Below are 24,725 nucleotides of genomic sequence, written 5' to 3' on the forward strand. Positions count from 1 at the left end.
ATACCCCACCAGGTTACGAAAAGAACACGACAGAAAAGTACCCCGTTTTATATTTATTACATGGAGGAGGAGAAGATGAGCGGGGATGGGGAATGCAGGGAAAGACTGACCTGGTGATGGACAACCTTATTGACCAAAAGAAAGCAAAGCCAATGTTGGTGGTCATGATGGACGGAAACGTAGGAGCCGGTGGCTTTGATGCACGATCGCTGCAAGCTTTCGACAGGGAACTAAAATCGCTTATTCCATTTGTAGAAGCTAATTATCGTGCAGAAAACACGGCAGGTAGCAGAGCATTAGCAGGTTTATCCATGGGCGGAATTCAAACGCTACATTCAGGAATCAGAAACACAGATATGTTCTCCCACCTCGGTGTATTTAGCTCGGGATGGTTCGCTGATCGGAACGATTTGAGTGGTCCTGAATATAAATTCATTGGAGAAAACTATAATACAATTAATAGTAACCTGAAGTCACTCTGGATAGCGATGGGAGGAAAAGAAGATATTGCTTATAACAATTGTAAAGTCATGCTTTCCAAATTTGATGAACTCAAGTTAAAGTATACCTATTCAGAATATCCTGGAGGCCATACCTGGCCGGTTTGGCGTAATAACCTCTATAACTTTGCGCAAGTATTATTTAAATAAGCGCAATAATTTTAAAGATCATAGCCTTAGGGTGATTTGCGCAATCACTATTAATGTCAATATAACCAAATTGAATGAGTATTTACACGAGAATTTTTCTAATCACGCTCCCATTACTAAGTTTCTTAAGCCTTCAAGCCCAGACTGAACAGCACAGGCAACCCGCTGAATCTTCTTTTAAACTCTGGTATGATAAGCCTTCTGGTAAAGTGTGGGAAAATGCGATGCCAATAGGAAATGGACGGTTAGGTGCCATGGTTTATGGGAATGTTGAAATGGAAACAATCCAGCTAAATGAACATACACTTTGGAGTGGAGGTCCCAATAGAAATGATAATGCCCTGTTGCTGGATTCAATGGAAGTCATTAGAAATTTAATATTTAATGGTAAACAAAAGCAGGCTGAACAGCTAGCCAACAAGGTGATGATCAGCAAACAATCGCATGGCCAGATGTTTGGTCCGGCAGGAGAAATCCATTTGTCATTCCCGGGGCACCATAATTACACTAATTACTATAGAGAACTGGACCTGGAAAGCGCCGTGACCAAAACGTCCTATGTTGTTGATGGTGTTCAATATAACAGGGAGGTCATTGCCTCTTTTCCTGATCGGGTGATTGCCATCCATTTAACAGCTAATAATGCAGGCCGCATTTCATTTACTGCTTCTTTTTCATCGCCACAGCCCAAAGTCACACTTAACACTCCTACTGCAAATCAACTAATATTTACGGGCACTACTATAGATCATGAGGGGGTGGAGGGAAAGGTGCGCTATAAGGGAATTGCGGAGATTAAACCTAAGGGTGGATCTTTATCTTCAACAGATACCACCATCACCGTTAAAGACGCAAATTCAGTAACCATTTATATTTCAATTGCTACGAATTTTAATAATTACCAGGACATCAGTGGTGATGAACATGAGCGAGCGGCTTCCTATTTGGTTAAAGCCCGGCGAAAGAATTTTAAGAAAATCCTTAAAAAACACGTTTTGGCTTACCAAAAATACTACAAACGTGTAGAATTAAACCTGGGTAATACAGAAGCTGAAAAATTACCTACGGATGTGCGCTTAAAAAACTTCAGCTCGGTCCACGATCCACAGTTCGCAGCGCTTTATTATCAGTTCGGTCGTTATCTGCTGATTTCTTCCTCTCAACCTGGTGGGCAACCCGCAAACTTGCAGGGTATATGGAATAGAAGCTTAAAGCCCGCTTGGGATAGCAAATATACGATCAATATCAATGCACAAATGAACTACTGGCCTGCAGAGAAAACTAACCTCTCCGAACTCCACGAACCTTTTATCCGGATGGTCAAGGAACTTGCGCTCACCGGTCAAAAAACGGCTAAAGATATGTATGGAGCAGGAGGGTGGGTGGCTCATCACAATACCGATATCTGGAGAACCACTGGTGCAGTAGACGGGGCGTTTTGGGGAGCCTGGAGTCACGGGGGTGGCTGGACCAGTCAGCACCTTTGGGAGCATTACCTCTACAGTGGTGACAAGAAATTTTTAAAAGAAATATACCCTATACTGAAAGGAGCGGCGCAATTTTATGTCGACATACTCGTAACACATCCAAAACATGGCTACCTGATCGTTAATCCAGACCAGTCGCCAGAAAATGCACCTCAGGCCCATCAAGGATCATCATTAGATGCTGGTGTCACCATGACTAACCAAATTGTATTTGATGTTTTCGGTTCTGCCATCAAGGCAGCCCAAATATTGAATAAAGATCAGGCTTTTCTCAATACATTAGTTGAAACACGCAACCGCCTGGCACCTATGCATATTGGTCAATTTGGCCAGGTGCAGGAGTGGCTGGCGGATATTGATGACCCTCAAGACAAGCATCGGCATGTATCTCATTTGTATGGGCTTTTTCCATCTAATCAAATTTCAGCCTATCGCACGCCGGCGCTTTTTAATGCAGCCAGGAACACACTGCTTCAAAGAGGCGACTTGTCTACAGGATGGAGCATGGGTTGGAAAGTGAACTGGTGGGCCAGAATGCAAGACGGTAATCATGCTTATAAATTAATACAAAATCAATTGACACCGCTGGGGGTAAATAAAGATGGGGGCGGCACTTATAACAACCTTTTTGATGCGCATCCGCCATTTCAGATTGACGGTAATTTCGGCTGTACTTCCGGCATCACGGAAATGTTGATGCAAAGTGCAGATGGTGCTGTTCATTTACTTCCTGCCTTACCGGATGCCTGGAAGCCCTATGGGTCTATCAGTGGGATCAGGGCATTAGGAGGCTTTGAGCTAGTAAACATGCAATGGAAAGATGGGCGTGTAATTAAATTAGAGGTGAAATCAAACCTTGGTGGCAATTTACGCTTAAGGTTACCGAATGCGCTTAAACAGCATAAAGGAGTGCTAACACTTGCTGCCGGACAAAACACCAACCCTTTTTATCAATTAACCGCCACCCCGGCAGCTGTAATTTCGCCTAAAGCAACGCTTACCGATGCCCCAATGATAGATACCCTGTTGTTTGATGTGCCCACTGTTGCTGGCAAAACCTATTCATTCTACACCCAATAATATGTTTTACTTATTTATTCTACAATTAATTAAACATGAAAATAAAGCTAGCCATCTCCTTATTGCTATCCTGTTCATGGATAGCTGTATCACATCAGGTCTTCGGACAAGCTCCCAGAGGGCCACAAATTGTGTCACCGCAAGTTCACGCCGATCGTAAGGTAACTTTCAAGTACCTGGCACCCAAGGCAAATGAAGTCAAATTGAATGGACAGTTTACCCAGGGGGATGTGCAAATGACTAAAGATGCAGAAGGTATCTGGAGTGTTACCCTAGGGCCGGTAATACCCGACATTTACCCTTATAACTTCCGTGTGGATGGGGTGTCGGTGATGGACCCCGCCAATGCCGAATTTTTCCCAAATGAGCGTTTCAAAGGTAGTATTCTTGATGTACCTAGCGAAAAACCGCTCGTACATGCGGCAACCAATGTGCCGCATGGAACTGTATCTTATACTTATTACCCTTCTATAGGAGAAAGCACAGGTTCTTTGCTTGTCTATACGCCACCAGGATATGAGAAAAATTCAGCTAAGAAATATCCCGTTTTTTACCTGATCAGTGGCACTACCGATACCGAAGAAACCTTTTTTAAAGTCGGCCGTATCAATTTTATCTTAGATAACCTGATCGCAGAAGGAAAAGCAGTTCCTATGATCGTGGTGATGCCCTATGGTAATCCCGCCGCCAGAATAGCTGAACAAAAAGGAGAACCGAAGCCTTCTGACCTGATCTCCCGGGAGGGTAGTGATGCAATAAATCGGTCTAAAATGTTTGAAACAGATTTGATCACCAAAGTTATTCCTTTCATTGAAACAAACTATAGGGCCATTAGTAATCGGACTTCTCGTGCTGTGGGGGGCTTTTCCAGAGGAGGGGGCCAAACCTTACGTGCGGGTTTTGGCAACATGGATCAGTTCGCCTGGATTTGCTGTTATAGCGCTTACTTGTCCACACCAGAAATGGAAACAAAATTTCAGCATATTTACACCAATCCAGATCAAACCAATAAAGATCTGAAGCTTTTGTGGGTCAGTGTAGGTAATCAAGATTTTTTGTATGACCAGACCGTAACTTTCATCGACTTTTTAAAAGCGAAGCGAGTGAATCATAAGCAACTGATCACTGATGGGGGGCACACCTGGATGAACGTTAAAACCTACTTTGCTGAGACCGCGCAACTTCTATTTAAATAAATCGTCATGAAAAAATATCTCTATTTATTAGCTGTAATTGCAATATTATTATCAAACACGGTGTTAGCTCAGCGTGCGCCTGGCCTGAACTCACCAGACCTGAAACCTGATCAAAAGGTTACCTTTTATTATTACTCCCGCACCGCAAAGCAGGTAACACTGAATGGTGAGTTTCTAAAGGACCCCGTGCCAATGACCAAAGACACATCAGGGGTATGGAGTGTAACAGTGGGTCCGGTAAAGCCCGATGTTTATCCCTATTTTTTCAATGTAGACAATGTACAAATCTCTGACCCTAATAACACACATCTTTTTGCCAATGAGCGTTTCAAAAGAAGCATCCTCGATGTTCATGGACCTTCGCCGCTTGTCCATTCCTTACAAAATGTTCCGCACGGAAAAATAGATTATCGTTATTACCATTCTGTTACCCTGGATACCCTTCGCCGCGTTCTTGTCTACACACCTCCCGGATTCGATCCGGCGGGTAAAATAAAATATCCGGTGCTCTACCTCATTCATGGAGGTTCTGATACAGAAGAAACCTGGACCAAAGTAGGGCGTGCAAACTTTATCGCTGATAATCTGATCGCGGCAAAAAAAGCAACCCCGATGATTATCGTGATGCCCTATGGAAATGTGCGTCCCAACCAAATGTCTGATTTCACTAATGATGTGGTAAAAGATGTGGTACCCTTTATCGAAGATAACTACCCTGTAATTAAAGATCGTAAAAGCAGGGCGATTGCCGGATTTTCCGTAGGTGGTGGTCAGACGTTAAATATTGGGCTCACCAATACCGATACTTTTGCAAACATAGCCTCTTATGCCCCATATACGGCTACCGAAGAGTTTAAAAAGAACTTTTCCAGTTGGTCGCCTGATGCGAAGCAGCTCAATGACAAACTAAAACTATTTACCATTAGCGTGGGCACAGACGATTTTCTGTATGAAAGTGTTAAGCAAAACATCGCCATGTTTACAGAAAAAGGCCTTGATCTAAAAACTTATATCGTGCCAGGTGGACATAGCTGGATGAATTGTAAGTTGTTTTTAGCCACGACGCTAAAGGAAATATTCAAATAGCCAATAATCAACCTACCCGAACCTAAAACCTAATCAAATGATATTAAAGAGTTTAACAATTGCCATTGCGAGCATGTTGCTGACCGGAATCAGCAATGCACAAACCGCCGCCAACATTCTCGATGATTTTAAACCATCCACTTTAAACCAACCTGGACAGCAATATCCACAGGTCAATTCGCAAGGATATGCACGTTTCCAGATACTGGCACCACAGGCAAAATCTATTGTAGTTAGCCTTGGCCTGGGCGGAACTTCAGGTGGCACACCACTAAAAAAGGTTAGCGATAGTCTTTGGACTGGAACCACAGCCGGCCCCATGGAAGAAGGATTCCACTATTACCACCTTACGGTTGACGGTGGGGTTTTTAATGACCCCGGTGCTTTGAATTTTTATGGTTCAACACGTTGGGAAAGCGGCATTGAAATACCGGCACACGATCAGGACTTTTATGCCCTGAAAGATGTTCCACATGGACATGTACACCAGGTGCTTTTTCCTTCTAAGAGCACGAATAATTCACCACGCGCTTTTGTTTACACCCCACCGGGCTATGAAAAGGAACAACAAAAACGCTATCCGGTCTTATACCTACAGCACGGCTGGGGCGAAGATGAAACCGCCTGGATTAACCAGGGCCGCGCTAACTTGATTATGGACAACCTGATCGCCGAAGGTAAAACCAAGCCATTCATTATCGTAATGACCTATGGGATGACAAATGTAATCAGACCAAGGGTTGGAGGACTTCGTAGTTTTAATATTAAACCCTTTCAAACTGTGCTGCTGGACGAACTGATCCCTTATGTAGATGCTAATTTTCGAACCCTGGCTAATCAGGATAATCGCGCCTTGGCCGGACTTTCTATGGGCGGATTCGAAACCCACACCATTACACTTGCCCGTCCAGACGTATTTTCCTATTATGGTTTATTGAGTGGCGGCACCTATAAACCAGAGGAAATAAAAGATAAATCCAAAGTGAAACTGATCTTCATGAGTTCCGGCAGTTTTGAAAATCCAGATGGGGTAACTAAAGCTGCTGAAGCATTGAAGGCAACGGGGCTCAATGCAGTGTCCTTCGTGTCCCAGAATACACGTCATGAGTTTCAAACCTGGCGCCGCAGCCTTCAGGTACTTGCACCGATGTTGTTTAAAGATTAAACCGACAGATATGAACTGCATTAAATTAATCATACTTTTTTCAGTATTCTTTCTTTGTGGTGACACATCAGCCCAACAGAGGAATCAAAACAGAATGGCCATCAACCAGCCAGCGCATGATACCGGCATCTACAGAAATCTGTTTCTCGAATCGGGCTACAGTCAGGCCGAAATCGATAAAAAGGTAGCTAAGGCGTACCACGATCTTTTTGAAGGGCCAGACCGCATCTATTTTGAAGTAGGTGATTCGATGGCCTATGTGTCTGACATCAAAAACAATGACGCAAGGACCGAAGGACTTTCTTATGGAATGATGGTGGCAATACAGTTAGATAAAAAGGAGGTATTTGACAGGATCTGGAGATGGTCAAAGAAATACCTGCAACATCAATCTGGCCCTAGGGAGGGCTACTTTGCCTGGAGTATCAATCCCCACACCATGAAGAAAAATTCTGAAGGTTCAGCCTCCGACGGAGAATTGTATTATATCACGAGTCTGCTATTCGCAGCCAATAAATGGGGCAATAATACCGGAATTAATTATTATCAGGAGGCCCGACGGATTTTAGACTGTATGTGGAAGAAAGACGGGACAGGGAATATTTACAACCTCATCAATACAGCGCATAAACAAATTACATTTGTGCCGGAAGGAGATAATTATAACTGGACGGATCCATCTTACCACTTACCAGCCTTTTACGAAGTGTGGGCTTTATATGCCAAGGACGGCCATGAACAATTCTATTTGGATTGTGCTGATACCTCAAGAGTTTTCCTTCATAGAACCACACATCCTAAAACCGGGCTTAATCCAGATTATGCTGAATTTAGCGGTGCTCCTCATTCTACACCCTGGATGCTTGCAGCCTTCCGTTATGATTCTTGGAGGGTACCCATGAACATTGCTATGGACTATTCCTGGTTTGGAAAAGATAAAGCCTGGCAGGAAAATTATGCAAAGCGGTTTCAGTCTTTTCTACGTTCAAAAGGTATGGATACATTCGAAGACCAGTTTAACATGGATGGAACTCGCCCGGATTTTATTCTTCAGGCCGGCACAGTCAAGAAATTAAGACACTCACTAGGATTAATAGCAACTGCGGCAACGGCATCAACCATGAATAAAGAAAAGAACAGCCGTGAATTCGTAGACAAACTTTGGAATGCCAAACTTGAGCCTTACGAAGATGGATACTTCGATCCTTATTACGATGGGCTGCTCTATATGTTTAGCCTCATGCATGCCAGCGGCAAATATCAAATCATTAAGCCAATCGCAATTAATTGAATCATTCAAAAATAATATTGATATTGAGTGTCCAAACTCCACGCTGAATGAAAAAATATGTACTAGGTGTTGCCATTTATATCGCATCCTTATTCTCAATAACCGCATCTGCGCAGGCTACGAATCCAATAATCCATGCCGATGTACCTGATATTGCTGTGGTACGGGTTGGTGACACCTATTACATGAGCAGCACAACGATGCATATGAGTCCGGGTTTGCCAATCATGTCGTCTAAAGATCTGGTAAACTGGAAGCTGGTTAGTTACGCTTACGACACCTTGGTTGATAACGACGAAATGAATCTTAACAATGGTAAGTCTACCTATGGAAGGGGCTCTTGGGCAAGTAGCATCCGTCACCACAATGGCACGTTTTACGTAACTACTTTTGCCGCAACCAGCGGTAAAACGCACATATACACGACTAATACTATAGAAAAAGGCCCATGGAAAGCGATTTCATTTAGTCCATCCTTACATGATCACACACTTTTTTTTGATGATGACGGAAAAGTATTTATGGTTTATGGTAATAAAGAACTAAAACTCGTTGAGTTAAAAGATGACTTAACAGGCATTAAGGATGGAGGAATTAACCAGGTGATCATTAAAGATTCCACTCAGCCAAGTCAGTCATTAGGAAACAGCGGTTTGGGGGAAGGTTCGCAATTATTAAAATTCAACGGCAAGTATTACCTGTTTAATATTACATGGCCATATGGTGGTATGCGAACGGTTGTCATTCACCGCGCTGATCGCCTTACAGGTCCCTGGGAAGGCAAGGTTGCTTTGGCAGATTTGGGTGTTGCTCAGGGTGGATTGATTGATAATCCAGACGGTACCTGGTTCGCTTATCTATTCCGCGATTATGGTGCATTAGGTCGTATCCCTTATCTTGTTCCGGTGAAATGGGAGGATGGATGGCCCGTATTAGGCTTAAATGGGAAAGTGCCAAAAATTTTATCGCTTAGTGCAAACAAGGGCTTAATTCCAGGCATAGTTGCCTCGGATGAGTTTATGCGGAAACAGGGAGATTCTTCTTTACCGTTGGTCTGGCAATGGAACCATAATCCAGACAATAGTTCCTGGTCGCTTCAGGAAAGGCCTGGTTATATGAGGATTACCACATCTAGAACTGATACGAGTTTTCTAATGGCTAAAAATACCCTGACGCAGCGGACCATTGGACCAGTTAGTACTGGTTCTACCTCGCTTGATCTTACTAATATGAAGGATGGGGATTTTGCGGGCTTAGGGCTTTTGCAAAAAAATTATGGACTGGTTGGTGTGAAAATTGACGGCGAACGAAAAGCCGTAGTAATGGTCAATGCAGGCAGTGGCAAACCAGTAGAAATTCAAAGGATACCAGTCAATCAGAAAAAAGTTTACTTTAAAGCTACGTGCGATTTTAGGGATAAGAAGGATGTAGCCGATTTTTTTTACAGTCTCGATGGTCAAACTTGGAAGCCGATCGGTAACCAATTGAAGATGCGCTATACTTTGCCACATTTCATGGGTTACCGTTTTGCATTATTCAATTACGCGACTAAACTTACCGGGGGATTTGCAGACTTCGACTTCTACCGCATAAGCGCTGATTTACAATAAATTATTGTGATATTTATTAATAATAAAGAAAGCTCCCCTGAAACTACAGGGGAGCTCTTAAAAAGCTGCTTGGGATATTATTAATATAATTCTATAATGGCTATTTATTTTTAAATTCACTATTGATCTCGAGGCGTACGCTTTCTACATCTGCAGCAATTGCTGCTTGCACTGCTGGCTTTACACTTTTGCCTAGTATGGTTTCTATGGATATGGCGTCGGGTTTATTTAAAACAACCAATTCCAAGATCACATCATCTCCAAAGCTCATATTAAACTTCATTAGTTGATTGCTTTTTTCAATAAACTTTATGAATTCATAACTGTCACTCATGGTATAAAAATGGTCTCTCATAGCATGAAATATTAACTCTGCTTCGATGTTTAAACCATTGATGATAATATTTGCAGAGGATAAAGATGCCTTTAATTCTTCATTGTGTTTTATTCCTTTATGAATATTATATAAGGTTTCCAATAATTCTTCACTATATAGAATTTCCTTTTTGTCTCTAATTACAATTTCAACACTTCCATTGCTTTCCACTTGCTTAAGCCCGATTGCGGCATTTCCATCAATGATAGCAATTTCATCAGGTGCTAACTGTTTAACTTTCGAGCCTAAGATGGCTTTTTGCAGTACATCTACAACATACTCCAGTTCTGCGTATTGTTTTATTTCAGACATTGTATAAAATTTTAGCAAAGATACAGGTTCGATGTAAAGTGGGCGTATGATCTTGTGAAATCGTTCAATAAATTTATTTCTAAGTAATTTCTGATTTTCATTTACCATCTCGTTTTATCGTGAACGCTAAGTTTGAGTTTACCTTTTTTGTGTGTCTGAATGGTTAATGTAATTCCTTGATAATGATCACGTAATAGCATGATCTTTATCACTATATAGCGCTTCTTTAGGGCGTAGCTTTAAGTATCACAGTATAAATATAGCCCAATGAATGCAATTGTATATAGCGCCAGGAAAAACGAAAAGGAAATATTAATTAAGGCATGTGCTGGCAGACATGAACTCACCTGGCAGTCAGCGGCACTCGATTTACAAACCGTCAAATATGCTGCCGGTCACCTGGCAGTAATCGTATTTTTAAGCGATGATGTTTCTGCATCTGTAATTGCTAAGCTTGAAGAATATGGAATAAAGTTTATTTTTACCAGATCAGCAGGAACTGAACACATAGATTTTAACGCTGCTGCTAAGCACCACATAGAAGTGAAAAATGTGCCAAATTATTCTCCTTATTCAGTGGCAGAACACGCTGTTGCTTTAGCCCTGGCCTTGAGCCGCCACTTGATTGAGGCTAATCGTAGGTGCAGAGCGTATGATTTCAGCCTGGGGCAGCTTACCGGTTTTACCCTTCATGGTAAAACCGTTGGGATCGTAGGTTTAGGACATATCGGAAGAATTACAGCTAAAATCTTCCTAGGTATGGGCTGTAAATTGATAGGCTATGACAGGGGTGTTAATGAAGATAATCAGGAGATTGAGCACGTAGATTTCAATGACTTATTAGAGCAAAGCGATATCATATCCCTGCATATACCTTTAAACGATCTTACTCACCACATGATCAATTATGAAAGTATAAAGCGCATGAAAGATGGCGTAATGCTTATTAATACGGCCAGAGGTGCTTTGGTTAGAACTACCGATGTGTTAGATGCCATGGATTCAGGTAAAATAGGGTATTATGGTGCTGATGTTTATGAGTTCGAAAAAGGATTATTTTTTAAAGACCATGAGACCGATGAGGTCAGAGATGCCTTACTTAGCAGATTAATGGAGCACCCAAATGCATTGGTAACTCCAAATTTGGCATTTCTTACAATAGAAACGCTTACCGATACTGCCAACTTAATTGTTCAGGGTTTGGACTATTGGCAAAAACAGTTGACTACAGGAAAAATTGTACAATAACCAATCCAATATGTGTAATATTCACAATCTGCAAGCGCAGAACTAAGTAATTTAAACCGATTGTATATGAAATTTTTTTTTGCAGTTGATAATTTGATATCGGAATGCCACACCCAATTTATGTTACAGCCTGGCTCATCTCATCGCTATTTAAGTTTTTTAGACACTGATGAATGTCAAATTTGGTTGGCAGTCGGTCTTCTATCCGGCAGGCAGTTATTATTATTGCCCTCGAACTGATGGAACTGTACGGTATTCAGGGGTTAACTACCGAGGAGGTCTTGAAAATTAAACAAGCGGCCGGAACGGGAACTGTTTCAAAAAAAAAGTTGCCTGGGTGGGTGTTATCAATTGCGGGGCTTGCAAAAGAGCCTATGATTTTGCTTTTACTGCTTGCATCAGGTGTTTACTTAAGTAACGGAGAATGGCAGGATGGACTCTTTCTTGCAGCTTCAGTAATTCTTGTAGCAACAATATCCTTTTTCCAGGAGGCCAGGAGCAGGCGGGCGCTTGATAGTTTAAAAGTATTTAATGCACCAAAATGTAGGGTGATCAGAGATAATGTTGTTAGCGACATCGATGTTGCTGAGTTGGTGGTAGGGGATGCTGTGATTATTGAGGAGGGTGGTTTGATACCCGCTGATGGAATTATTCTGCATGCCAACGATTTCTCAGTGAATGAGTCGGTTTTAACCGGAGAGTCCATGCCGATATCAAAGTCACAGGAGAGTTCTGATCGCCTGGTTTATCAGGGGACTGCGGTTATCACTGGACTAGCCATTATAAAGGTTACCGCAACAGGACAGGGGACCCGGCTAAACGCTATTGGCGAAATGATTGACAGTATTAAAGTGGAAAAGACGCCACTCGAAACACAGATCAATAATTTTGTCACTAAGATGGCAATCGTCGGAAGCATCGTTTTTCTGCTGGTATGGGCACTAAATTATTTGAATTCCGCTAACCTAAAGGATAGCCTATTAAAAGCGTTAACAATGGCTATGAGTGTGCTCCCTGAAGAAATACCGGTTGCATTTACAACTTTTATGGCCTTGGGTGCCTGGAAGCTCATGAACATAGGGGTACTGGTTAAAAACATGAGAACTGTAGAAGCCCTGGGAAGTGCCAGTGTCATCTGCGTTGATAAGACTGGTACGATTACACAAAACAAAATGGCGCTGGCAAAGATATGGCCGGTAGAATCTAAAGTTGTATCGGATGGGGATAAATTGACTTCAGCGCTAGATATTGCACTGATTGAAACCGCTATGTGGGCTAGCGAGCCGATTCCCTTTGACCCCATGGAAGTAGCCATTCACCATGCTTATTCAGAATCGACGCAAATAGACCGGCGTGCTGAGTTTAAGATGATTCATGAATATCCATTATCCGGTAAACCACCAATGATGACCCACATCTTTGCAGATAAATCCGGTAATCAAATTATAGCATCTAAAGGTGCACCCGAAGCTATAATGGCAGTTTGTGGACTTAATGGAGATCATCATATTACTCAGGTTATCGAGAGTATGAGTATTAAAGGTTTTCGTGTGCTGGGTGTTGCAGACTCGGAGTATCATATCAATACTTTTCCAGATAACCAGCAGGAGATACCATTTACGTTTAAGGGATTAATCTCTTTCTATGACCCGCCAAAGGATAATATTCAGGGAGTCTTACAGTCATTTTATGATGCAGGAATCGATGTGAAAATAATAACTGGGGATAATCAACTAACGTCTGTTGCTATCGCTGAGCAGATTGGCTTTAAAGGTAGAGAGGATTTAATAGATGGAGAACGGGTTATGTTGCTTAGTAACGAGGCCCTTATAAATGAAGTGGGGCGACTCCATTTATTTACCAGAATGTTTCCAGAGGCAAAACTAAGGGTAGTGAAAGCCCTCAAAGCTCGGGATGAAGTGGTCGCCATGACTGGCGATGGAGTGAACGATGCCCCAGCACTTAAGGCTGCTCATATCGGTGTTGCAATGGGAAAGAAGGGAACAGAGATTGCAAAGGAGGCAGCAACTGTTATTTTGTTAAAGGATGATTTGCAAGGAATGGTGCAGGCAATCGCTCTTGGAAGACGGATCTATAGCAACTTAAAAAAGGCTATCCGATACATCATTTCTATTCACATACCCATTATATTGATTGTATTTATTCCACTTGCTCTTGGATGGGCATATCCAAATTTGTTTACTCCGGTACATGTTATTTTCCTCGAGCTGGTTATGGGACCAACTTGTTCTCTAGTCTATGAAAACGAACCAATGGAGAAGAATACAATGCAACAAAAACCAAGACCAATCAGTTCAACGTTTTTTAGTTTTCAGGAACTTACTATAAGTATAATTCAAGGTCTAGTTATCTCCTGCTGCACTTTGTTACTATACCAATATGCAGTGAGAATGGGATATAGTTTGTCCACAACCAGGGCGTTGGTTTTTTCCTCACTTATTTTTGCAAATATTACCCTCACACTGGTTAACCGTTCATTTTTCTATTCCATAATTACAACGCTACGTATTAAGAACAACCTGGTAACTTTAATCATTGGGCTTACACTGTTGCTGTTAATTATGTCATTGTATGTAACGCCGGTAAATAGACTTTTCGGATTTACTTCACTTAGTCTGCCTTTATTCACTTTAAGTGCAGGGGTAGGCTTTCTGTCAGTCATATGGTATGAGTTATTTAAATGGTATGTGCGCAGGAATAAGCATCTACATGGCCGCCCGCCCATGGCTATGGTTTAAAATGATATTCACTTTATTACCACTATAGCTGTTTTTTTGTCGCAGAGCACATTTTATTTTGCACTTAAGCAATTCATAATTAAATGCATTATCCTAGGTATAATATGTTAAGTGATTAGGATCAAGCACTTACGTGATCACTGTCACGCAAGTTAACCACTTCGGGTGGTAATTTCGGTTATCAATTAAATCATATGTTTATGAAAAGTTTAGTAAAATCAAATGGTTTCCCATCGTTTAGATCTATGGTGGCAGATTTATGGAATAGGGACGATTTTTTCACCAAACCGTTATTAGAAGGCGAAATTCTTCCTGCTGTAAATATTCGGGATAAAAAGGACGCTTATGAATTAGAAGTATCCGCTCCAGGATTCAAAAAGGATGATTTCAAAGTAACGACGGAAAATGGTATGCTGACTATTAGTGCGGAAACGAGCAGTGAAAATCTTGACGAGAATGATGATTATACGCGTAAAGAATTTTCCAGATCATCTTTTTCCAGGACCTTTAGTTTACCGGAAAATATTATGGAGGATAATATTAAAGCAAGTTATCAAGACGGACTACTTAAAATAGCCCTTAAAAAGTCCGAAGACAAAAAAATCGAAGCAAAACAGGTGCCTATCGACTAGTTTAAGAGTTTCATCGTCAAAATTTCCTGCCGATGAAACTCTAAATGTAAATATTTAAGCTTGACTTTAGTATTTACAAGATCTGAATATAACCTTAATCATCAATATTCTAATTTAGAAATAATTATCATGAAAACACAAGACATAAATTTCATCGGTTACAACAGTAAGTATTGGTGGCTAATGGCACTTGCTGGACTACTATTTATCGGTCTGGGGATATGGATATTGGCTACGCCCGTAGTGTCTTACTTATCTTTAAGTTTACTGTTTGCGTTTTTAATGTTACTTGCAGGGATTTTTGAAACTGTTTTTTCCATTGGAAATCATAAAACACTGCAGGGCTGGGGATGGGTACTTGTCGGTGGTTTGATTGATCTATTTCTAGGTGCGTATTTACTCTATTACCCAGCATTAAGCATGGTAGTTTTGCCTTTAATTGTGGGATTTTGGATTATGTTTCGCGGTTTTATGGCCATCGGCAGTTCCCTCGAACTCCGTTCATCAGGTGTAAAGGACTGGGGCTGGCTTATGGCTACTGGGATTTTAATTGTTCTGTTGTCATTCATTTTAATAGCCAACCCTGTATTTGCGGCCATTAATATTGTAATATGGACTGGGTTGGCCTTAATTATCACTGGTATATTTCGAATTATGTACTCTTTCCAGCTTAAGAAATTGAAATAGAGATGTTTGTTGTACACCATTTGTGAATAATCAATAGTGGCCAACAAGCTAAATAATGCTTTGATAGATGTCAACAGGAGTGTTGATGACGATCATGTAAAACCGAAGAAGCTAAATCTAAAAGTAATCGTTACACGATGGAAGTATATATTAAAAATTTTGACGAATTGGGAATGTCAGACCTTGCTTTAGTAGGTGGTAAGAATGCATCGTTAGGAGAGATGTATACACAATTGACGCCAAAGGGGATTTCGATACCAAAAGGATTTGCAGTAACGGTTAAGGCATTTCAGGACTTTATTGCCTACAACAACCTGGAGCAACCGATTAGTCTTTTATTGAAGGATCTTGACAGGGTTTCTTTTCAAAATCTTAAATCGATTGGTGAAGAAGCCAGGCGTTTGGTTAACGACGGACAATTCCCAGCTAACATTAGCCATGAGATTGCTACAGCATATAACGACATGTTCCATGGGGACAAAAAGGGGGTTGCCGTCCGTAGTAGTGCAACGGCAGAAGATCTCCCAGATGCCAGCTTTGCAGGTCAGCATGAATCATATTTAAACGTAGTAGGCAGTGTCGCCCTTATACAGGCTGTGAAAAAATGTTTTGCCTCATTATATACCGACAGGGCTATTAAATATCGTGAAGACAAGAATTTCGACCACAATAAAGTATTTCTTTCTGTAGGTGTTCAAGAGATGATTCGTTCAGACATCGGTTGTTCTGGTGTTGGGTTTACCTTGGAACCTGAGTCAGGATTTCGTAATCTTATTCATATTGCTGGAATATGGGGCCTGGGAGAAAACATAGTACAGGGTACAGTAACACCAGATGAATTCCTTGTGTTTAAGCCTTCGCTGGAAAAAGGTTTTAAATCCATCATCCAAAAGAATCTAGGCACCAAGAGCAAAATGATGGTGTATGCCGACGTTCAGGATAATATTAGCCAGGTGCTTAACGAGGATACCCCTGAAGAGTTGCGTAAGCAGTTTGTTTTGGATGACACTGAAATTGAAAAGCTCGCCCGCTGGGCAATGATCATTGAAGACCACTATCAGAAACCAATGGATTTTGAGTGGGCGAAAGATGGGGACAGTAAGCTACTTTATATTTTGCAAGCCAGACCTGAAACGATTCATAGTAGAAATACTGTTCCTCAAATAATTAGTTACCGGCTTAAAGATACTGGCATTGAACTTACTAGGGGGGAAGCAATTGGTAGTAAGATCGCAACAGGTTGTGCCCGGTTGCTCTCATCACCGGCGGAATCATCAAAATTACAACCGGGTGATATCCTGATAACTGATACAACAAGTCCAGACTGGGATCCGATTTTAAAAAAGGTCAGCGGTGTAGTTACCAATAAAGGTGGACGAACCAGTCATGCGGCCATCATTGCCCGGGAACTTGGAGCTGCTGCTATTGTAGGTGCCGGCAATGCTACAGATTTAATAGCAGATGGCGAACATATTACCATTGATTGTTCTCAAGGGAAGACTGGTTATGTTCTAAAGGGTGAACTTCCCTGGGAGAAGACCGTAAGTGATCTGACTGACTTCAAACTTCCAGATTCTCCAAAAGCCCAACTCATTGTTGCAGATCCGGAAAAAGCTTTTTCGCTGTCATTTTATCCTAACCATGGTGTTGGATTGTTAAGGCTTGAGTTTCTAATAAGTAATTGGATAAAAATTCATCCCATGGCACTTTTAAAGCCTGAAAAAGTTAGCCGGGAATCAGATAAACTTAAAATCGAAGAACTTACGTTGGGTTACGAAGATAAGGGTGCTTATTTCGTTGATAAGCTTTCTCAGGGTGTTGCAATGATTGCAGCGGCTTTTTATCCTAAGGATGTAACCGTAAGAATGAGTGACTTCAAATCCAACGAATATGCCGGTTTGATCGGGGGGGGAGACTTTGAGCCCAATGAAGAAAACCCGATGCTTGGCTTTCGGGGAGCCTCCAGGTACTACCATGAACGTTATAAAGCAGCGTTTGAACTGGAATGCAAGTCGATGAAAGTAGTAAGAGATGAAATGGGATTATTAAATGTTAAGCTTATGATTCCATTTTGTCGAACGGTAGATGAAGGCAAAAAAGTGGTTGAGCTGATGGCCTCTTTTGGCCTAAAGCGCGGAGAAAATGGGCTTGAGATTTTCGTCATGGCTGAGATTCCAAGTAATGTAATACTTGCTGAACACTTTGCAGAAGTATTTGATGGTTTTTCCATTGGTTCAAATGACCTTACTCAGCTTACACTGGGTATAGATCGCGACTCTGATCTGATTGCTAATCTGTTTGATGAAAAAAATGAAGCTACTAAACAGTTTATCGTAGAGATGATTAAAAAAGCTAATGCATTGGGCAAAAAAGTCGGGTTATGTGGCCAGGCGCCTAGCGATTCGGAATCCTTTACTCGTATGCTGGTAGAGAATGGCATTACCAGTATTTCATTTAATCCCGATGCACTAATCAGAGGGATAACAAACATACAGCAAGTCAATAATTAGAAATTTGACTGAACAATTTGAATATTTATGAAAGTATTGGAAAATAAACTTGCCATAATTACTGGTGCGGGATCAGGAATCGGAAAATCGGTGGCTAAGTTATTTGCCCTTCAGGGTGCTAGTGTAATCCTGGTTGATATTCGCTTTGAAAACGTAGAGGCGGTTGCTAATGAAATTACCGACAGCGGAGGGTCCGCGCTGTGTTATGCAGCCGACGTTTCAAAAAGTTCTGATATGTTTAAGTTTATGACCTATGTAACTGAGAAATATTCGACTTTGGACATCCTGGTGAACGATGCCGGTTTAATGGATGACTTTACCCCGGTGGCGGAAGTCTCCGATCAACTATGGGAACGAGTGCTGTCTACAAACCTTAGCGGTGCATTTTACCTAAGTCGTGAAGCCGTCAAGCTGTTTTTACGACAGGGTGCAGGGAATATTATCAATATCGCATCAATTAGCGGCCTTTTTGGTGGCCGTGCAGGGCTTGCGTACACTGCCTCCAAACACGGGCTTATAGGTCTTACAAAAAGTATTGCCTATCAGTATGCCGATAAAGGCATCAGGTGTAATGCGATAGCCCCTGGTGCAATTGAAACCAATTTGCTTTTTCACGCACAGCTACATCCGTTTGGTTATGAGAGAATGCGTGCCGGTGCAGAGAACACGCCTGGACCAGGAACACCTGAACAGGTTGCAAAAGTAGCCTTATTTCTGGCTTCAAATAATTCTGATTTTGTTAATGGTGCCGTACTCACTGTAGACGGTGGTTGGACAGCCTACTAAGAAATTATGGAGACATTAACTAAACTTTCCGCCAGGTCGCTGCAATACTATATTATTACACGTCGCTGGTCAACTGACTTAGATTTTTTCAGGATTGAAATAAAATTCTTTATAGAGTTGATTTCCACTGTCTTGACTAAGCAATATGATTCAACGCTTCAAATGGATTTTTCTGATTCAATGATAAAACTACAGGAAATGGAACCGGAATTAGCCAAATCCGAATTTTCGGTAGCCGAACATTTGGAAAAATTAGAACTGATCGCTGACAACAAAATCCCCGAAATCCAGGAAACCCTTGCAGCAGAACAGGCGTGCCTCGAGTACCTCATGCTTGACCTGGCACATGAAATTCGGAAACTGAAAACAAAGGTATTTAACACCATACAAATCGCCCACAAGTTTGGACAGAGTAATCTCGGGTAAAATTTGCCGCCTTTTCACCTTGACATTTCAATTGCATCACGCAACCATGCTATTGCCTCAACATCAATAACTCTGCCTTTCTGAAATTTGAAGCAATACCTCCCTGCATTCTACTTAAGAATGACCGAAAGATCTCCTTCATTTATGATTCAATTTTATTGTTTCACTAGATTAGTTTTTTATCTTTGATAATAGTAATTAAAGATGCCCCGGTGTACAGTGGAAGAGTTCTATATGAATATATCCATGTCCACGCATGGTCATAGCATTAATATAAATTATAAATATTTTCATCCGTTTCCCAACGCACTTATTACACGACTAATTTCCGTCACAGCTCTTGGTTTAAATATCTGAAAAGGTATGTAGGCTTGGTTAAGAATGAGATCTTTTTTAGAGTAGAAAAATTGAATGCGCTAATCTAATCTTGTCTTTTAATGTCAATCAATAAAATTAACATATCAATAATTATGACAACAATTATTCTTATTATTGAAGATAGCACAGACATCAGGGAACGCACAGCAGAAATTCTTGAGCTGGCAGGTTACATCGTCTATCAAGCGTCTAACGGCAGGCAGGGAGTTGAACTTGCAATAAAATATGTACCGGACTTGATTTTATGCGACGTGATGTTGCCGGAATTGGATGGATACGGCGTATTACACATGTTAAGTAAACGCGAGGAAACTTCACTTATACCTTTTGTTTTTATAACGGCCAAAACCGAACTCTCTGATATGCGGGAAGGAATGGAAACTGACGCCTACATTACCAAACCTTTCAATGACATGGAATTAATGCACATCATAGAATCAAGGTTACAAAAAAGTGCAAACGAGAAACGGCTTCTTAGTCAGTCTGATAACCAGATCAATTCCTTGTTTTCTAGCAGTAGTGGCCTGGATGCACTTAAACAATGTTTTTCTGAATGCAAAGTAAGGTCGTTGAAGAAAAAACAGGTTGTTTATTATGAAGGGGATACTGCCAACGCGATCTACCTGGTATTGTCAGGTACAGTTAAAACGTTAAAAATCGCTGAAGACGGAAGAGAGTTGATGACCGCAGTATACGGTCCTGAAGAGTATTTCGGCATCACGGCCATGCTTGCTGGAAAAGAATATCAGGAAACAGCCGAGACAATCGAAGATTGCACATTATGTTCCCTTCCTAAAGAAATTGTAGATCAATTGGTTTATAAATATTCTGACGTGGCGGAGAGATTCATCAAGATCCTGGCCTGTAATCTACTGCAAAACCAGGAACAGCTGCTACAACTTGCTTATTATTCTGTACGAAAAAGAATGGCTGAACTCCTTGTTAGATTGCATAACAAAAACAGGCAGAACAAAACGCTTCAATTTTCAAGAGACAACCTGGCTGCCTTGGCTGGTATGGCCACAGAGACAGTGAGTCGGGTGATTAGTGATTTTAAAGAAGAGGGGTTGATTGACCGTATCGCAGGCGGAATTATCATCCTCGAACCTCACAAACTCCAGCGTATTAAAAATTAAAACTAAAATCAATCCTTGGTAAAAACTAATAAAGGACGTTTTACCATTGACGAAAATTCTGCTGAAATGCTCGAAAGGAATATCTTTTTGAATAGTGTTCTTTTTTGGTCAGTGAACATGATTATCATTGATGGTTTCGTACGTCCAATTACTTTGCGTATGTTCTCAATCAGTGTTTTTTCATAATCCAATTCCTCGTAATGAGCATTTACGCCAAATTTAGCCAGTTTTTCATCAATAGAGTTACGCTCATGAGGTGTAATGATGTCCTCTAATGGAATTTTAAAGTGCAGCATCTCTACGCTTACATCTAATGGCTCTGTGAAGGTGTTTATTTTTTTTAGCTCTTTATCCAAATTCATCAAATCCGAGAGGTATGTAATTGTTGAGATCTTTGTTCTTCTGTAGTTGTCAGGAACTGCTATAACAGGCACTTTAGACTTTTTAATCAGGCTGGAAATGTTCGATCCAAATAATCTGGCTGTCTTTCCATGTCCTTTTCTGCTTATACATATGAAGCTATAGTTATGGTCATTGGCATAATCCATGATTACGCTATCTACTGAAGTGCCATTTTTCGCCACACAGTGTCGAGTTTCATGTGTGAGTTCTAGGTTTTTATAAAGATTATTCACAAACTTATTCAATTGTTTAACAACTTCTAATGATTCACTTTCTTCAAAAGCACGAAAATTGGCGTCACTCCAACTTGTTGGTCTTGGAATATGATAAACATGGAAAAATGTAAGATCATAGCCATTCTGGGAAGCAAGTTGAATGGCGAAACGCAATGCTGATTTTGAATTATTAGAAAGATCGGTTGTTACAAGTATTTTTTTCATCAGAAGTAGCATTAACTTTTGCAGATTAACTCATGTAAAACTCTGAATTTTTATTGTTTTGGTGGGTGATGGCTGTCAAATACCTTTGTGATGAGGGTCACGTCGTCTGAATTTCAAGGTATCAAAGACAGTGAGGTAATAGAGGTGAAAATGTACTTGATACGCAAAAAAAAATGGGAAAGTCATTAGACTTAACCCATTTTTGTGATCCCGCTGGGATTCGAACCCAGGACCACTACATTAAAAGTGTAATGCTCTACCAGCTGAGCTACGGAATCAACTCCTTTTTAAAGTGATGCAAAGATAGATTTTAATCTTAAAAAACCAGCATTGTGAGCGTTAAATCAAATAAATAATTTAGAATATATTTCAAAAGCCTGATAAAGAGCGCTAAAATTTTTAAGCCTAAAATTTAAAATGCCTGCTCAGACACCGTTTTATTGCCCAAATAAAGTATAAACCATGCAATCACCGCCGCAACCGTCATAATCAAAGGCATTGGAAGGGTAGAGGTCTCTGGAAAAAAACTTACTGCAAATGATGCCATGGCCCCCAGTCCCATCTGGAATGCCCCCATCAATGCACTTGCACTTCCTGCATCTTTTGAAAACGGTGCTAGAGATAAAGCTGCCGCATTGGGATTAATTAATCCCAGACAACTTAAAAACAATCCAATAAACGCGATGGTGCTGTATAAAGATAACATGTTGTTCAGTGCAGCAAGTAAAAATAACATGCTGATGATAGCTTGTGCTGTCAATGCCCATGTAATAATTGTTTTACTGTTATGCCAACGTAAAATTAATCGGTTGATCTGGCTTGATCCTATAAAAGCTACAGATAATAAGGCGAAAATCCAGCCATAACCGGTTTTACTGACCCCATAGAGGTTCATAAATACCATTGGTGACGCTGCAACATAAGTAAATAATCCGGAAATTGATAAGGAAGTAATTAATGCATAAGTATAAAACTGAGGGACAACAAGTACACTTTTGAATTTTATAATCATGGCCTCAGGCTTCAAAGAATACTCTGGATCCGGCCGGAAACTATTAGGCAAAAAGAAAACTACTGCCAATAGCATAAGCAGGGCCATGCCTGCAAGAAACATAAATACCGATTGCCAGCCAAATGCCGTCATCAGATAACCGCCAGCTGTAGGCGCCAACATAGGCGAAATAGCAATAACTAGCATCAGGGAGGCAAATACTTTGGCGCTTTCCTTTATTGGAAACAAGTCCCTGACCATGGCCATAGATGCTACCGCAGCGGCACAACTGCCAATGGCCTGCACAAAACGCAACACAATGAGCTGGTTAATATTAGTAACCGCTAAACAGCCTACAGAGGCAACTATATAAAGGGCAAGACCGAAATACAGTGGTTTTTTACGGCCATATTTGTCTAATAACGGTCCATATAATAACTGCCCGAAAGAGATTCCGATAAAAAATCCCGAAAGTGATAAGGATACCTTTGGTATAGTTGTGTTTAAATCATCAGCGATAGAGTCAAACCCTGGAAGATACATGTCGATGGAAAATGGCCCTAATGCTGCTAATGCACCGAGGATCATGATTAAATTGAAATTTTTGGAAGTGGTCATATAGTGCCTCAAATAAGAAGGCTCAAAGGTTGTAGATTTTTCTAAAAAAACCTACAACTTTAACTTAATGAATTTCTTCTCTGAACTTACACCGCTATTTCGATCCAAACAGGCCCATGATCACTCGATTTTTCCCAGCCTCGCACGTCACGATCTACACCTGCTGCTCGCAGTTTATCACTCAAATTTGGGCTAAGCAAAAAGTGATCAATTCGCAAACCGGCATCTCTAGAATAAGCATTTCTAAAATAGTCCCAAAAGGTGTATATAGTTTCTTTTGGGTACAGTTTGCGTATGGCATCCGTCCAGCCCTGGTTAACCAAGTTTTTAAAAGCATCCCTGCTTTCCGGTCTAAAAAGGGCATCTTTTACCCAGCGTTCCGGTTTGTAAGCGTCCATTTCAGAAGGTATCACATTGTAATCACCAGCTAACACTACAGGTACATTGGCCGTCAGCAATTTCGCTGCGTGTTGGGTCAATTGCTCCAGCCAAAGTAGTTTGTAATCAAATTTAGGTCCAGGTGCAGGGTTTCCGTTAGGTAGATACAAACATCCGATAATAACACCATTAATAAAGGCTTCAATATACCTACTTTGCGTGTCATCAGGATCCTGCGGCAAACCTCGGCGCAGTTCCTGTATTTCGCCATAGCGAGAAAGAATCGCTACACCATTCCAATTTTTTTGCCCATGCCATATTGCATGGTATCCAGCGTCATAAATCGCTTGAAGTGGAAATTTATCCTGTGGCGCTTTTAACTCCTGTAAACACACTACATCAGGCTGAGTTTGCGCTAGCCATCGTAGTAACACCGGCAGACGCCCGTTAATTCCATTAACATTGTACGTGGCTATTTTCATCTGTATTGTTGTTTAATAATTCAGGTACGCTTGCAGGTACAGTAGGTTAGTTTGCTTTAAGGATGGTCACTTCAACCCTGCGGTTAATCATTCGACCTTCTTTTGTTTTGTTATCAGCTATTGGTTTCGTATCGCCGGCGCCAATAGTACTGATTCGGTTAGAATCCAGGCCCAGGCTAGCCATGTATTTCTTCACTGATACGGCTCTTTTTTCAGATAACCACTGGTTGTATTCAGGTGTACCTGTTTTGTCAGAATGTCCTTCTACTAAAATTCTACGGTCATCGCCTTGATGTTTAATAACTCTTGTAACATCAGCGATACTTTTGGTCGAGCTCGCATTTAAATAGGAAGAATTGGTTGGGAAAAGAATTTCAGAACTAAAGGTAAACCTAATGCCTTCATCCGTTCTTTCCACCTGGTTCTCTGGTAAGTCCTTTTTGATATTAGTTAATTCATTATCGGTTTCTGTCTGTCTAGCAGGTGTTTGAATTGTTGCTTTTTTCGTTTTACAGGAAACGGTGACCATTGCGATCACAACAAATATAAGGCTTAGATTTTTAGTCATGTAAGTTGGATATCTCATCTGTTAAAACTAT

The 24,725-nt window shown here is 41.0% G+C and carries 20 protein-coding genes and 1 tRNA gene; 15 read left to right on the plus strand and 6 right to left on the minus strand.

From position 1 onward, the window contains the following. From ACR2F3_RS06465 to ACR2F3_RS06495, 7 genes are all read left to right on the plus strand, one after another. Positions 1-650, plus strand: a 650-nt coding sequence (locus tag ACR2F3_RS06465) for an alpha/beta hydrolase (protein ID WP_432709162.1), incomplete at its 5' end; no start/stop codon positions are given. 74 nt (positions 651-724) lie between these two features. After that, a complete protein-coding gene (locus tag ACR2F3_RS06470; protein ID WP_432709163.1) occupies positions 725-3,217 on the plus strand; it encodes a glycosyl hydrolase family 95 catalytic domain-containing protein in 2,493 nt (830 codons plus the stop codon). 35 nt (positions 3,218-3,252) lie between these two features. Next, positions 3,253-4,413, plus strand: coding sequence for an alpha/beta hydrolase-fold protein (locus tag ACR2F3_RS06475; protein ID WP_432709164.1), 1,161 nt, complete (start codon positions 3,253-3,255; stop codon positions 4,411-4,413). Between the two features lie 6 nt (positions 4,414-4,419). Next, a complete protein-coding gene (locus ACR2F3_RS06480; RefSeq protein ID WP_432709165.1) occupies positions 4,420-5,499 on the plus strand; it encodes an alpha/beta hydrolase-fold protein in 1,080 nt (359 codons plus the stop codon). A 37-nt stretch (positions 5,500-5,536) separates the two neighbouring features. Beyond that, complete coding sequence (locus tag ACR2F3_RS06485) at positions 5,537-6,664, plus strand: alpha/beta hydrolase (protein ID WP_432709166.1); 1,128 nt, start codon at positions 5,537-5,539, stop codon at positions 6,662-6,664. Positions 6,665-6,674: 10 nt separating this feature from the next. Beyond that, on the plus strand, positions 6,675-7,955 hold the full coding sequence (locus ACR2F3_RS06490; protein ID WP_432709167.1) for a glycosyl hydrolase family 8: 1,281 nt from the start codon (positions 6,675-6,677) through the stop codon (positions 7,953-7,955). 47 nt (positions 7,956-8,002) lie between these two features. Next, positions 8,003-9,565: a glycoside hydrolase family 43 protein gene (locus ACR2F3_RS06495; protein ID WP_432709168.1), complete on the plus strand. Its 1,563-nt coding sequence runs from the start codon at positions 8,003-8,005 to the stop codon at positions 9,563-9,565. Positions 9,566-9,665: 100 nt separating this feature from the next. Here ACR2F3_RS06495 and ACR2F3_RS06500 read toward each other — a convergent pair whose 3' ends face one another. Next, entirely contained in the window at positions 9,666-10,253 is a 588-nt protein-coding gene (locus tag ACR2F3_RS06500; RefSeq protein WP_432709169.1) for a hypothetical protein, read from the minus strand. A gap of 267 nt (positions 10,254-10,520) precedes the next feature. Between ACR2F3_RS06500 and ACR2F3_RS06505 the strand changes: the two genes are divergently transcribed. The 8 genes from ACR2F3_RS06505 to ACR2F3_RS06540 all read left to right on the plus strand — a co-directional run bounded on the left by ACR2F3_RS06505 (position 10,521) and on the right by ACR2F3_RS06540 (position 20,815). Continuing rightward, the gene (locus ACR2F3_RS06505; RefSeq protein ID WP_432709170.1) at positions 10,521-11,501 is read left to right on the plus strand and encodes an NAD(P)-dependent oxidoreductase; all 981 of its coding nucleotides are present in this window, start codon (positions 10,521-10,523) and stop codon (positions 11,499-11,501) included. Positions 11,502-11,674: 173 nt separating this feature from the next. After that, positions 11,675-14,260 carry a cation-translocating P-type ATPase gene (locus ACR2F3_RS06510; RefSeq protein ID WP_432709171.1) on the plus strand — a complete coding sequence of 862 codons (2,586 nt, stop codon included), beginning with the start codon at positions 11,675-11,677 and terminating at the stop codon, positions 14,258-14,260. 200 nt (positions 14,261-14,460) lie between these two features. Further along, positions 14,461-14,892 carry an Hsp20/alpha crystallin family protein gene (locus tag ACR2F3_RS06515; RefSeq protein ID WP_432709172.1) on the plus strand — a complete coding sequence of 144 codons (432 nt, stop codon included), beginning with the start codon at positions 14,461-14,463 and terminating at the stop codon, positions 14,890-14,892. Between the two features lie 129 nt (positions 14,893-15,021). Beyond that, entirely contained in the window at positions 15,022-15,579 is a 558-nt protein-coding gene (locus tag ACR2F3_RS06520) for an HdeD family acid-resistance protein (RefSeq protein ID WP_432709173.1), read from the plus strand. A 137-nt stretch (positions 15,580-15,716) separates the two neighbouring features. Beyond that, a complete protein-coding gene (ppsA, locus tag ACR2F3_RS06525; protein WP_432709174.1) occupies positions 15,717-18,089 on the plus strand; it encodes a phosphoenolpyruvate synthase in 2,373 nt (790 codons plus the stop codon). A 27-nt stretch (positions 18,090-18,116) separates the two neighbouring features. Then, complete coding sequence (locus tag ACR2F3_RS06530) at positions 18,117-18,875, plus strand: glucose 1-dehydrogenase (protein WP_432709175.1); 759 nt, start codon at positions 18,117-18,119, stop codon at positions 18,873-18,875. A gap of 6 nt (positions 18,876-18,881) precedes the next feature. Next, positions 18,882-19,301 (plus strand): hypothetical protein, encoded by a 420-nt coding sequence (locus tag ACR2F3_RS06535; protein WP_432709176.1) that lies wholly within the window; start codon positions 18,882-18,884, stop codon positions 19,299-19,301. 470 nt (positions 19,302-19,771) lie between these two features. Continuing rightward, positions 19,772-20,815 carry a response regulator gene (locus ACR2F3_RS06540; RefSeq protein ID WP_432709177.1) on the plus strand — a complete coding sequence of 348 codons (1,044 nt, stop codon included), beginning with the start codon at positions 19,772-19,774 and terminating at the stop codon, positions 20,813-20,815. Between the two features lie 8 nt (positions 20,816-20,823). Here ACR2F3_RS06540 and ACR2F3_RS06545 read toward each other — a convergent pair whose 3' ends face one another. The 5 genes from ACR2F3_RS06545 to ACR2F3_RS06565 form a co-directional block, all read right to left on the minus strand. Further along, complete coding sequence (locus ACR2F3_RS06545; RefSeq protein ID WP_432709178.1) at positions 20,824-21,657, minus strand: universal stress protein; 834 nt, start codon at positions 21,655-21,657, stop codon at positions 20,824-20,826. A gap of 205 nt (positions 21,658-21,862) precedes the next feature. After that, positions 21,863-21,935, minus strand: a tRNA-Lys gene (locus ACR2F3_RS06550). A 134-nt stretch (positions 21,936-22,069) separates the two neighbouring features. After that, entirely contained in the window at positions 22,070-23,266 is a 1,197-nt protein-coding gene (locus ACR2F3_RS06555) for a multidrug effflux MFS transporter (protein ID WP_432709179.1), read from the minus strand. Positions 23,267-23,352: 86 nt separating this feature from the next. Beyond that, on the minus strand, positions 23,353-24,126 hold the full coding sequence (gene xth / locus ACR2F3_RS06560) for an exodeoxyribonuclease III (RefSeq protein WP_432709180.1): 774 nt from the start codon (positions 24,124-24,126) through the stop codon (positions 23,353-23,355). 46 nt (positions 24,127-24,172) lie between these two features. After that, the gene (locus ACR2F3_RS06565; RefSeq protein WP_432709181.1) at positions 24,173-24,712 is read right to left on the minus strand and encodes an OmpA family protein; all 540 of its coding nucleotides are present in this window, start codon (positions 24,710-24,712) and stop codon (positions 24,173-24,175) included. Between the last annotated feature and the right edge of the window lie 13 nt (positions 24,713-24,725).

The organism is Pedobacter sp. (assembly GCF_045627485.1).
Taxonomy (GTDB): Bacteria; Bacteroidota; Bacteroidia; order Sphingobacteriales; family Sphingobacteriaceae; genus Pedobacter.